We start from the raw sequence: 13,207 nt of genomic DNA, 5'->3' as shown, positions 1-13,207 counted from the left end.
GCGAGCTCGCCGCCGGGCACGAGCTCGCCGCCGGGCGCCGGGGTCGGCGTCCACGGCGTGGTGCGCTGCTCCTGGAACACCGGTACGCCGTCGGAGTGCTCGCTGTCGAAGAGCCGGAATCCGGCACCCCGCTCACCGGTGGCACGGGGTGGAGCCGCCTCGCTGAGGGTGCCGGCCGCGGGGTCGAGGACCATGCCGTGCTCGCTGGCGACGACGGGTGTCTCCAGGGCGCCGGCCAGGGCGCCGGCAATCCGGTCGGCGCCCGGCGTGGTCAGGATCGGGGCACGCCCGGGCGCAGCCGCGGCCAGCAGGCCGGCGAGTCCGGTCACCGTCACCGGCCGGCCGTCGGCCGTCAGGCCGCCGTCCGCGCCCGGCTCGCCGAAGACCAGGACGGTGTCCTCCGGCAGCAGGTCCGGCAACTGCTCCAGGGTCGCCCGGTCGAGCCCGGAGGCCGCCAGGTCCGTCCCGGGCAGCCCGACCGCCAGCGGCTGGTCGCCCTGCCAGGCCGTCCACGAGCGCTCCAGCAGGTCCTCGACGGGCGCGGGTTCACCGGCGGACACGAGGCCGCCGGGCAGAGCCCCGGCTCCGGTCCCGGCGGGCCCGTCCGCCTCCTCCGACGCCGTGGCCTGCGGCGCCGCGGTGCCGGAGTCCGGCGGCCGGGGGGTGGCATCCGCGGGCCGTTGGGCGGCGCTCGCCGGGGCGTCGGACGAGGCGTCGGACGAGGCGCCGGACGAGGTCCGCTCGGGGGACTCCGTCCGGCCGGTGCCGTCGTGGACGGCGGCGGTCTCCGCGTGGCCGGACCCGGTGTCCGCGACAGCGGGCGCGACCACGCGGGCCCCGGCCTCCGTGGCGACGTCCGTGGCGGCCGGAGCCACCTGACCGACGTCGTCGCCCGCGACAGCCGGCTCCGCCGTCCGGGATCCGGTCTGCGCGGCAGCGTCGTCCGTGACGGCGTCCGCCGCGGTCCGCGGCGGGGAGAACAGGTGGGGCAGGTCCTGCTCCAGGCCGCCGGCCAGGTGGCCGTCGGGGTCCAGCGGGAGCATGGCGTACAGGCCGTCGGGCACCTGGACGGTCAGCGCCCGTCGGGCGCCGTTGCCCAGTTGGGCCACCACGGTCACGCCGAACCGGTAGTGGCGGTATCTGCGGGTGGCCTCGCGGTTCGACTCCCGGGTCTCCCCCGCCTCGAAGCCTTCCTTGTGGCCCGTGCGCACGCCGTACACGTCGGTGGTCAGCCGGTCGTAGACGCGAGTCCCGTCCGTGGTGCCGCCCGCCTCGGGACCGACGGAGAAGACACCCCCGCGTGACCTGCTCTGCTCGCTCTTGGGACTGGTGTGGTCCTGCTGATAGCGGCGGGCCTTGAACTCGACGCCCTCGACCGGCCCGACCACCTCGGCCGCGGTCAGTTCGAGTCCGACCGTGACCGTACGCCCGCCCACCGGCACCTGGTAGCTGTGTTGCAGCAGCCGGGCGATGTTGGCCCGCAGCATCGTGGTCGAGGTGTGGTGGTCGTAGCTCATGCCGGCTGTGGTGAGCGGGTCCAGCCCGGGCACTTCCCACGCGTTCTCACGGGTGAGGTCGGGTTCGCGCACCGAGTTGTGCGCGGCGGCCTTGACCCACCGTTGCACGGCATGCGCGGCCGGCACGTCCCAGGGGTGGATGTAGTCGGTCAGGGCCTCGGGCGGTGCCGGAGAGCGGTCCGCCACCGGAAGCGTCCAGGCCGGCGTCCCCTCCGGCCGCATCGGGGCGACGGTCGGCGGCACCGGCTGTTCGGCGGGAGCCGTCAGGTGCGTCGGGACGAGCAGGCGTACGTCACCGGTGACCGGCTTCCGGTCGCCGAGGCCGTCGTCCTGCCAGGTCCACATGCGCACCGGGTCCCCCCGGCGGGCCGGGTCGCCGCCGCGCACCAGCGCCGCCACGCGCAGGGCCGCGTCCCGCACGGCCTGCACCGGCACGGACAGCGCGGCGGGCGGCTCCGTCGTCGCGCCCATCCGTATGCGGAAGGTGAGTTCGTGCTCGAACTCCTCCGAACCCTCTCGGGTGTTGGCCCGCGCGATGTCGACGATCTGCCTGGCGGTCTCGTGCGACCGCTCCCGGCTCGCCCCGTAGGAGGCCTCGATCTCGATGCCGCCGTGGCCCTCGTGGTTTCCGATGCGGGTGCGGACACCAATGCCCACACCAGTGCGGAAGGAGCTCTCGCCGCCGGTCTTCTCCTCGGTGACGCCCTCGGAGCGCAGGGTGAGCTTGACCTTCGCGCGGGACCGGTGGGAGTGGGGGGCGGAAAGGTCCGCGGTCACCATGACCCACACGTAACGGGTGCTGCCGAAGGGGCCGCTGACCGGGAACCACCGTGCGACGCCGGTACCGGTCAGAGCGGTGTACTGGGTCTGGAGCGCGTCCGAGGAGAAGGTGGCACCCAGCGCCCGCAGCAGGTGCTCGTACGCCGACCCGCTCTTGCCGGCCACGCCACGTCCGGCCAGCCGCTCCACGATCGTCTTCAGCACGTCGTCGGCGCGCAGCCGTTCCACGTGGGCGGCCCCGGGCAGGGGGCGGCCGAGCAGGTGGGTACGGGTCAGAGTGTCGGCCCGCGACGGGCCGGAGGAGGAGGGACCGGCCTCCGACGGACCGGCCTGCGCCTGGCCCACAGGTGAAGGACCGGCCTCCGCCTCGCCCACACGTGAAGGACCGGCCTCCGCCTCGCCCACGTGAGAAGGACCAGCCTCCGCCTCGCCCACACGTGAAGGACCGGCCTCCGCCTCGCCCACGTGAGAAGGACCGGCCTCCGCCTCGCCCACATGAGAAGGACCGGCCTCCGCCTGGTCGGCCTCCGCCACGTGCGAAGGACCGGCCTGCGGCGCGTCGTTCTGTACGGGCCGGGGCGGCAGCAGATCCGGCACGCGGCGTTCGGGCACCAGCATCTCCAGCCCGTGCTCGACCCGCAGATAGCGGACGAACTCCTCTCGCCTGCCGCCCTTGGAGCGCACGACGCTCACTTCGAAGACCGGGGCTGCCTGGACGACATGCGTCTTCTCCCGGTAGGTGGCGCGGCTGATCTCCACCGAGCCCCCGATCCGTTCCCGGCCGCTCCCCCATGCCCACTGCGCCCCGGTCTGGGCCAGCGCGACGGCCCGCAGGCCCGCTCCGCCCTGTCGGTGGCCTTCGGTGGCGGAGCCCTCCTCCGCTTCCTGCCTGGCCAGTACCGCCGCGCCCTCGTGGTGCGTCCCGCCGCTCGCGAGGGCACCGACGCCGATCTGCGGTCCGGCGCCGGCGTTCAGGCCCGCGTGCCACCCGCTCTTCTCGGCGCGGCCGTAGCGGTCGGACGCCTGCGAGTACTGCTCGATCTCCGTGTCGCCGGCGGTCTCCCCCAGGTCCCGCGCCGAGAAGGCACGCAACCGCAGCCGTACTGCGTAGCGCCAGCCGTCGCGCTTGGGCAGCGCCGTCCCGTAGCCGTCCGGGCCGGTCAGTGCGCCGATGCGCGCGGCGAGGGCCGCCGAATCGGTCAGTTCCCCCAGTTGCTGGGGCCAGCCCGTGGAGTCGTCCAGCCACCGCGGGGACAGTCCGGCCAGCCGGGCGTAGCCCGTTGCCGCCAGGTGGGTCAGTTCCGGCATGACGAGGAAGGCGGGGTACACGCCACCTGTACCGCCCTGCGTGAAGTCGACCTCCGCCCGGGTGGCGTCGGGCCAGGCGCGCAGGAACGTCGTCCGGCCCACCTCGGCGACCGGGACCGGCTCGGGCGGCTGGGCGGGGACGTTCTGCCGGGGCACCACGATCGTGGTCGTGAGGTAGGGCCTCTCGATCCACCAGCGCTCGGCCCGACGGCGCCGCCCCGGGTTCTCGGGCCGCAACGACAGCTCGTACACGGTGTCGTAGACGTGTTCGTCGATGTCGCCCTCGGTCTCGGTGCGACGGTAGACGGTGTTGGCCGCCGTGAACTGCTCCTCCTGCGACCGCTCGTAACCACCGCGGACCGTCACTCCGCCGATCCGCAGCCGCGTCGAGCCGCCGAGCGGCAGGATGACGCCACCGCCCGCGCCGGCCACGGCGCTCCACTCGGTGCCCCGCTGGCCGGTCACGGTCTCGGTGCGGGCGGCCCGTGCGTTGACGGTCATCGGGTAGCTGCGTCCGGGCCTGTGCTCCCGCAGGATGGCCTTGACCGAAGCCCGGTAGCGTTCCCCTCCCACGGTCAGCATGTGAACGGTCTCTTCGAGCGGCAGCCTGCCCTCCAGCGCGGGCCTGCCGAAGTGCAGGCCGAGTTGGGCCTCCACCGCCGCCCAGTCGGCGGACCGCCGGACGGAAGGCGGGACCATCTGCTTCAGCGCCCAGCTCAGCTGGTCCTGGACGACCTCCGAGCCCGCCATGTCGAGGGCCATGGCGAAGCCGAGGCCGCGCCGCGCGGCCAGGACGGACGGCTCGGCCGGCTCCGGTTCCTGTCGATCGGCGGGGGCCGGTCCCTGCGGGGGTTCCATCGCCCGGACCGGCTCGGTACCCGACTCCCTCAGCAGTTCCCGCACATGCGGGAGGGCGGGCACCGGCACGGGCGGCTCCGACGGCCCCTCGGGCAGCAGTCCCGTCGTGTGGACCCTGCCGAGCACACGGTTCTCGAAGTCGGCCGCGCCCTGGCCGTCGCGCCACGGCACCCCGATCTCCGCCTCGACCACCTCGGACACCGCACCGATACGCGGGTGGGTCGGGGACTCGACCGCCACCGTGATCCGCAGCCGGGCCCGGTATCTGGCCTGGTTCTCGCGGAAGTTGAGCACGGTGTGGCCCAGGGTCTGGGAGGTGACCGACAGACCGCTGCCGGTGCCGCGGTCGAACCCGAAGCCGAACAACGGCAGCAGGCCCTTGGCCGCGGAACTGCCGCCGCCGTCGGTGACCGGCATCGAGAAGCCGAACGCGTTGTAGCCGAAGGAGATGCCGGCCGAACCGCTGCCCGCGCGTCCGAGGCCCCGCGCCGAGCCGCCCCCGAGGTCGTCGCGGATCTGCACGTTCTCGGTGATCCCGGCGAACTCCAGGCCGTCGATCTCGGCCCGCACCCTGAGGCGGCCGCGGAACGACCGTCCGGCGGATCCGGACACCTGGATCGCGCCCGAGATGTCGCCGTTGGTCAGCCACCACCGGCTGCGCGTGCGGGCGGTCCGCTCGTTGAGCAGTTCCCGCGCGTGGGTCATGAACCGCTCGGCCGTCGAGGCGTTCAGCCCGGCCCGCAGCAGTCCGCCGTGCAGGGCCGCCACCAGCGGGCCGAGGTCGACCGCGTTGAGTACGACCCGGTCCGGTCCCAGCCGTGACTCGCCGGGCGGGAGGGCGGCGGCGGCCGGCTCCATCGGGGGACGCGGCGCGTCGGCGCCGGTGTACTCGCGCGGGAACTCCACCCGCAGACCACGCTCGAAGACCGGCGTGGGCTGGTGCCCGGCGCCGTCCACGAAGACCTCCACCCGCAGCCCGGCCGAGAACGGCTTGTTCCCGCCGATGAACAGCGTCCGCCCGGAGACGACGTTGCGCCGCTGGGTCTCGGAGCTGTCGGCGGCTGCCTCCGCCCGCAGTTGCGGCATGCCGAGAATCATCGAAGAGGCCACCGCCGAGGCGGTGCTGAAGCCGAGCAGCAGCGCCGAGTCGGCGCCGAAGGTGCGCTCGCGGTTGCGTGCCCCGCTCCCGGCGGTCGTCGCGAACCGGACGTTGTACTCGCGTACGGCCGTCTGCGCCTCGTCGGCGGGACGCAGACCGGCGAGGAGCGGGCGCAGCCACACCAGTCGGCCGTGGGTGGTCAGCGTCACGCCGTGGGCCAGGACGTCGTCCCAGGCGTGCCGGTCCGTGGTGGCCAGCATGGTGTGCAGCGCGTTCTCGACGTCACCGGCCAGCTCCGGGTACGGCAGTTCGGCGGCGACCTGCCGGGCCCATGTGCGGGCGCCCGCGTCCTCGAAGGTGCTCGTGTCGGTCACGGAGGCGTGGCCCAGCTGGCCGTGGTCCAGGTACCAGGGGTGCTCCGGGCGCGGTCGCAGGGCTTCGGAGACGTCGACGGCCGGGGCGGGGGACGCCTGGACCGGGAGGGAGGCCGACTCTGCGGGCCGCTGGGCGAGGGGGCTGAAGCCGCGCGGTGCTCCGCCGGAGAAATCCTCGTCGGAACTGTCGGTGTCGGCGCCGGCCGGCGCCCCGAAGGACATCTCGCCCAGGTCCTCGTCCTCGAAGACCTCCTCGTGCTGCGGCACCCGGGGGACGTGCACGGTGACCGTGGCACGTCGCAGCAGGGCCGCCCGGTCCCGGCCGGTGGCCAGGTCGTCCTCGGGCAGGTCCCGGCCGCGGGAGACGGCGAGGACCACGACGGGCTCCCTCGTTCCCGTGCTCTCCTGCCCCGACGCGGCGACGTGCCGGGCGAGGGACGTGCGCAGCACCGCGGCGACGGCCTCGGCACGGCGGCGGCCGGTGTCGAGGCCCAGTCCGTCGGCATCCGTTCCCGCCGCGTAGCCGGTCACGGTGACCACCGGCCGTAGCTGCGGCTCCGAGAGCCCCGGCACTGCGTCCGGCGCGACACGAGCGGCCAGCCCCTCGATGACCGGCACCTGGCCGGCGGGAACCTCGCTGGAGCCTTCGGCGAACACCACGGTGGCTGCCACGGCGGACCGGGCCCGGAACGTGCGGTAGTCGCCCGGGGCCGAGCCGTACGCGGGCTGCACGTAGGGCCGGGACGAACCGTGCTCGGCGATTCCGCTGAGGTCCACTTCTCCGGTAGGCGCGTACACGGTCGTGCCAAGGTGATCGGCCACCTGCTGGGCGAGGCCGTCGTCGTAGGCGCCCGACACGCAGGCGACCAGCACCACGCCCGCGTCGGGATGCCGGGCCCTGAGCTCGCGCAGGCTGGGCCGCCGCCGCAGCATGGCAGCCACCTCGGGACCGAAGAGGGGCCGCGGTCGGCCCGCAGCGTCGTCGACGGCGAGGTAGGCCTCGGCAGCGTGCGCCGACACGAAGTAGTGGCCGGCCCCGGACCACGGCACGGGCTGCTGGACGAACGCGCCGTACAGCTGCCGCTGCCGCATGAAGACATCGGTCGTGGCCGGGTCGTACTGCGCCCAGCCGTGCGAGCGGTCCGCCCATTCGGCCGCACCGAAGTAGGCGCGCCCGACGACCGTCCCGGCGTCCGAGACGATCCGGTGGGAAAGAGGCTCGTTGCCGTCCGCGGGAAGGGAGTTGCGGAGCTCCGGATCGAAGCCGCCGTTTCCGTATCCGTATCCGTACTCGAGGTTTCTGTCGTATCCGTCGAACTCGTCGTCGTACTGGTCCGGTGCCGGCGTGGCGGGGACGCGCGGCACATGGACGGTGACCGTGGCGCGCCGCAGCAGGTCCGCCCGGTCCTGGGCCGGGGTCAGGTCGTCGTCGGGCACGTCCTGGCCCCGGGAGAGCGCGAGCACCACGACGGCCTCCGCACGCTCCGCCGCATCCTGCCCGAGGGCGGTGAACTGGCCGGCCAGCGCGCTCCGGAAGGCCTCGGCGACGCTCTCGGCCCTTGCCTGGCCGGTGTCGTGCCCCTGGAGGTCCGTGCCGCCGCCGGCCGCGTAGCCGGTGACCGTGACGACCGGCTTCAGCTTGGGGGCAACGATGCCGGACAGCACGTCCCGGACGGTGTCGGCGGCCAGGCCGTCGATGACCTTCAGCTGGTCGGCCGCCACCTCGCTGGAGCCGTCGGCGAACGACACGGTGGTGGCCGCGTCGGGCCGGGGCCGGAAGGTGCGGTACTCGCCGTCGCCCTCCTCGGTGAACACCAACGGACGGGCGGCCCGCTCTCCGGGGGCGCGCATGACCGCGTCCTTCGCGGTAGGCGCGTAGACGGTGACGTCCAGGTGATCCGCAAGTTGCTGCGCGAGGCCGTCGTCGAAGACACCCGCCTCACAGACGGCCATCACTATCCCGGCCTGCGGGTTCCGCGCCCTCAGCTCCCTCAGGCTGGGGCGGCGCCGCAGCACCGCCGCCGCCTGTGCGCCGTGCAGGAGGCGCCCACTGCCCGCGGCGTCCTGGACTGCGAGGACACCGCCGTTCCCGTGCGTCGTCAGGAAGTACTGCTGCTGTCCCGCCCAGGGGGCCAAACGCGGGGTGCTCCCCCACCGGTCCGCCTGGTTGTACATGGGGTCGGACGCCGGGTCGTAGGCGCTCCAGGGTTCCGCACGGTCCGCCCAGTCCCGCTCGTTGTGAAACGAGCGCCCGACGATGGTGCCCGCGTCGGAGACGATCCGGTAGCTGCTGAGGGCGTCCTGGGTGTCACGGAAGCGGTCCAGCGGGTCCGCGTCGCCCATGTGGAGTTCCGGCCGTGGCGCGGATGAACCCCTCTGGTTCGAGGCCGCGACCGCCGCCCTGTCCGCTACGGGCTCGGCGGCCGGGCGCCGCGGCGTGTGCACTGTGATCGTCGCACGACGGAGCAGGGCGGACGGGTCCTGTCCGGCGGCGACGTCCTCGGCCGGGAGGTCCTTGCCCCGGGAGAGAGTAAGCACGGCGACCGCGTCGGTGCCGATCCCATCCGCCTGTCCACGCTGCCGGTCGGCGAGGTGGCGGGCCAGACTCTCCCGGAAGAGCCCGGCGACCGCCTCGGCCCGCTGCCGACCGGTGTTGATGCCCTTGCTGTCCGGGAAACGCCCCTTCGCGTACCCGGTGACCGTGACCACCGGCTTCAGCCGCGGGTTCCCCCGGACCGCCAGCGCGGCCCGCGCGGTGTCGGCGGCCAGGTCGTTGATGACCAGCATCTGGTCAGCGGCCACCTTCGTGCCGCCGCCCGGGAACCAGACACTGACCGCGGCGTGCGGGCGCGGCCGGAACGTGCGGTACCGGCCGTCCGGGCCGCTGGAATACGGGCGGGCGGGCAACGCCCGATCGGGCTGGCCCAGTTCCCCGGCCGGCACCTTGGGGCGGTACACCCCCGCCACGGTGGTCGGCGCGTAGACGGTGACGCCGAGGTGGTCGGCCGTCTGCTGGGCGAGTCCGTCGTCGAAGGCACCCGCCTCGCAGGCGACCATCACCACGCCCGCACCCGGGTTCTGCTCCCTCAGCTCCCGCAGGCTGGGGCGCCGCCGCAGCACGGCGGCCAGCTCCGCGCCGTATATACCCCGTCGGTTGCCCGCCGCGTCCTCGGTGCCGAACTGGGCTTCGTTGGCGTGCGAGGTGAGGTAGTACTGGCCGGGCTCAGGCCAGGGCACCGGCTGCGGAACCTGTTCAAGACGGTTCGGCTGTCGCTGACGCATGTAGACACTGGTGGTGGTGGGGTCGTACTTGGCCCAGTCGCCCGAGCGGCCCGCCCAGTCGTCCCGGCCGAGGTAGGCGCGGCCGACGATCGTGCCGGCGTCCGAGACGATCCGGTGGCTCCTGAGGTCGTCCTCCGGGTCTCGGAAGCGGTCCAGCGGGCTGCCGCCCAGCAGTCTCGGCCTCTCGCGCAGTTCCGCCTCCGTGGGCGGTGCGAGCGTGGCCTCTTGTTCCAGGGTCGCCGTGACCGCTTCCGCCGCGGCCAGACGCCGACGGGCGGTCTCCACCCACTCGACGACCGCCGTCGGCGCGCCGGCGCTGGTGTGGGTGTCCAGGGACTCCCGCAGCGACTCGGCACGGAACAGCTCCGTACGCGCGTCGGCGGTCTCCTGCCAGGCCAGTGCCTCCTCGTCCGGCGTGAGGCGGACCTCGCCCGTCGACTCCTCCGGGTCCTCCGACTCCTTGCCCCTGTCCGTCGCGGGCTGAACCGAGTCCGTCTCGGCGTCCCGGCCCAGGGCGAGCAGCGTCTCCAGGTTCTCGGTGGGGACGTAGAAGACGGCCGCCTCGTCGGTGACGGTCACGTCGACCGCGCGCGGCCTGCCACTCGCCTGGCGGTGGACGATGTGCCAGGTGATCGACGTGGCCTCCACCCGGGAGAACCGGCGGTTGTCCCGCTGAACCGGATCGCCGCCGCTGCGCACGAACGTCTCGTCGCCCGTCTCGCCCGTGGTGCGCGGCCCGCCCGTGGTGGTCCCGCCCTGCCGGTCCCGGGTCGGGTCCGCCGGCACTCCGGGTCGTATCAGGTCCGTGCCCCTGATGACCGTTCCCCCGCTGAGCGAACTCGCGATCCGGGCGCCCGAACCGACGGTGCCCGAGGCCGCCTCGATGGAGTGCTGGAAGTCCTGGGAGATCGTGTCGGGCAGCGTGCTGCTGTGACCCGGGCCCGGCGTCGACTCCCTCAGTCCGAGGATGTCGGCGGTGATCTCCAGACTGCCGGGCAGGTCGCTGGTCGTGCCCGGCAGGGTCACGGGCTCCTGGAGGGTGCCCTGTGCGGCCAGGTCCAGGAACCACTGGCTCATGTAGGGCGGGCTGAAGATCGCCGCGATCTTGGACCGCAGCACGAACAGACCGCCCTGCCAGGAGTTGGCGGCCAGGGAGGGGCCGGTGCGCGGCCCGCGGTCGCTGAACAGCGATTCGGCTGCCGCCCGCAGTGCTCCCAGGTCGCCGAGGGTGCCCAGAAAAGCCTCGTGGAGCAGTTCCGGGGTCAGCCGCACTCCCCGGCGTTCGTACTCGGCCGGTGCCTTGTGCACCTGGGCCGGTGGGCGTAGGGCCGGTTGCGGGTGGGGCTGGGTGAGTTCCTCCTGGTAACCGAGGCGCAGCGAGCCGGGCAGCACCCGGGTCCCGAGCTCGTGCTGCTGGTGCCGTCCGATCAGTGGCAGGACCATGCCGAAGCCGGGCGAGGCCGCGCTCAGGGCCCAGTGCACATCCAGCCGGGCGGTGACCTCCACATCGAAGGCGGTCGTCCAGGGACGGGAGACGTGCAGGATGCCGGCGCCCGCCTGGTGGCCGGTCCTCTCCTGCTGACCGACGGAGAAGGTGTGGTTGACGGTGGGGGCGAAGCCCGGCGCGGCGTGCAGCGGCACGTCGGAGTCGACCAGGGAACGGTTCTCGGTGTATCCGGAGTTCTGGGTGTCGCTCCGGTTGCGGGCCGCGGTACTGGCACGCTCGACGGCGCGCAGGTTCCTGCCCTCCAGGACGTGCCCGCCGGGCTCCTGGCCCAGCGCCCGCGGGTTGGTCAGCCTGGCCTTGAGGGTGACCCGGGCCATCGTCGTCAAGAACTCGTTCCGGTTGGGGACCAGGATCGGCAGGCCCCCGAGCATCGTCTCCAGCAGGGCCTTGGTGCCCTGGTTGGCGGCCACCTTCCACAGTTCGGCCTCCACCGCGTCCGCGTGCTCCCGGGAGAGCTCCGCGCGGAGCGTGGGCAGCAGGTCGCGCACGAACGGCCGCAGGTCGGGCACCGCGAGCAGCGCGGTGTGGTCGAAGCCGTCGCCGCGCAGCACGTTGGCGGGGGCCAGCGCCGTCGTCGGGGCCGGTGCCGGTTCCTGAGCCTGTGCCGCCGTCGTCGGGGCCGGTGCCGGTTCCTGAGCCTGTGCCGCCGTCGTCGGGGCCGGTGCCGGTTCCTGAGCCTGTGCCGCCCCCGTCGGGGCCGGTGCCGGTTCTTGAGCCGGTGCGGTGTCCGGGGCCGTGGTTGTCTCCGTCGCCGGGGGCGCCACGAGGCCGCGTTCCCGCGCCGGTTCCACCTGCATCAGTGCCAGTCCGGGTGCCGTCACCGGCTCGCCGGTGAGCTCCCGCTCGGAGTTCCGCCGGGAGCTCACACGGCCGAGGAAACCGACCGCCTGCTCCGACCAGCGGCGCGCCGTGACGCGGAACGTGGTGGGTGCGTCGGCCCACACGTGGCTGCCGGTCGTGATGTCGACCCGGTCGCTCTGTCCGCTCACCGCACGGTCCACGGGCGCCGGGGCGCTGCGCCGGTAGCTGTACTCCGGTCCGACTCGGTTGGCGTCCGACAGACGTGCCTCGACACCGTCCTCCTCCGACACCGGGTCGGGGGTGAAGGTGAAGGACGTGCCGACGACCGCACTCAGGGCCAGGTTGCCGCCCGTCTCCTCGTGCCGGACCAGGGCGGTGCCCCGTGTGTGTTCGTAGCGGTAGGCGTGGTCGCTCTCTCCGATCGCGGTCAGCGGGCCGACCGTGGCCTGCACCGATATCTCCACCCACTGGGGAAGGCCGAGGAAGCTGCGGGCGATCGGGCGGGTCCACAGCGGGTAGGAGTCTCCGGTGAAGTCCCTTACCCGGGGCGCCAGTCCGGTCACGGCGGTGCGCAGGGCGGCCTCGTCGAGCGGGTCCAGGGCGGGCACGCCGATCCGCCCCAGCAGGTCCGTGACGTGCGGCAGGAGGTGGTCGGTGCGCACCATGTGCAGGGTGTCCTGCGGCAGGCGCCCGCCCTCGGGTGTCCAGGTGAGCGCCGGGCGGTCCGCGGTGGGGCGCGGTGCCCGGTGGGCTCCGCCGGTGTCGTCGGGCCTGCTCTCCAGGTCCAGGCTGCGGACGAACCGACCGCTGCCGTCGTCCTCCATGACCAGGTCCTCGGAGGTGAGCAGGCCTGCCTCCACCGTCAACGGTCCGGACTCGACCGGGACCGGTGCCGGCGTCCCCCGCCCCGTGACCGGCTCGACGCTGACGTGGAACCGTACCGCTCCGCTGAACTCGGACAGCCACAACGACCCGCCGCCCGAGGCTCCGGCCGCCGAGAACCCGCCGGCCTCGGTGACGGAGCGGCTCCAGCTCAGCTGGGGAGCGAGGCGGCCGCCGACGGTCCCGGCGGACAGGTCCGCCTCGGGGAGCGCGCCGGCGACCGGCAGTTCGACGCCCGCGGCGAGTTTCCACTGCCGGGTCGCCGAGCTGGTCAGGTCGAAGAACGACCCGTGGTAGACCTCCGTCTGCCCGCGCTGGGAGCGGACGTAGGTGAAGTCGTCCGGGTTCAGGGTGGCGCGGACGGTGACCTTGATCCGTTCCGCTCCGGTCGGACCGGTCCGGGTCAGCACCAGGACATGTCCCTGGCCGGTCATCAGGTGCAGACGGCGGGCCAGGCCTGTCTCGTTGAGTGCCTCGTCCAGGGCCAGCTGGTTGCGGACGTGGTGCTCCGGCGGCGCGTCGCCGGCCGGCCGTGCCAGGAGCGCTACGGCCGCGGGCGCGGCGGCCTCGGGCGCGGCGCCGTCCCGCCACGGGTCGCGGGCGGTCAGGTAGCCCGGGAAGTTTGCGCGGATCAGGTCCAGCGTCCGCAGTCGCAGCTGCTCGGCGGCGGCCCCGTCCAGGCGGCTGACGCGGCTGTTGGGCGGCAGCCAGTCGCGGAACAGCGCGGGCAGGCGGAGGGTACGGCCCGGGGCGGTCCTGGCCACGACGTCCGGGTCGGCCGCGGGGCGGGCCGCGGCCG

General features: G+C 74.0%; 1 pseudogene. It reads right to left on the bottom strand.

The annotated features are described in order from the left end of the window. Positions 1 to 13,207: pseudogene (locus ABZ656_RS51255) on the bottom strand (hypothetical protein); the annotation flags it as partial.

The sequence above is a fragment of the Streptomyces sp. NPDC007095 genome (assembly GCF_040634475.1).
GTDB lineage: Bacteria > Actinomycetota > Actinomycetes > Streptomycetales > Streptomycetaceae > Streptomyces.
Note: the sequence above shows the minus strand (reverse complement) of the source record. Positions and strands in the feature narration are given on the sequence as shown.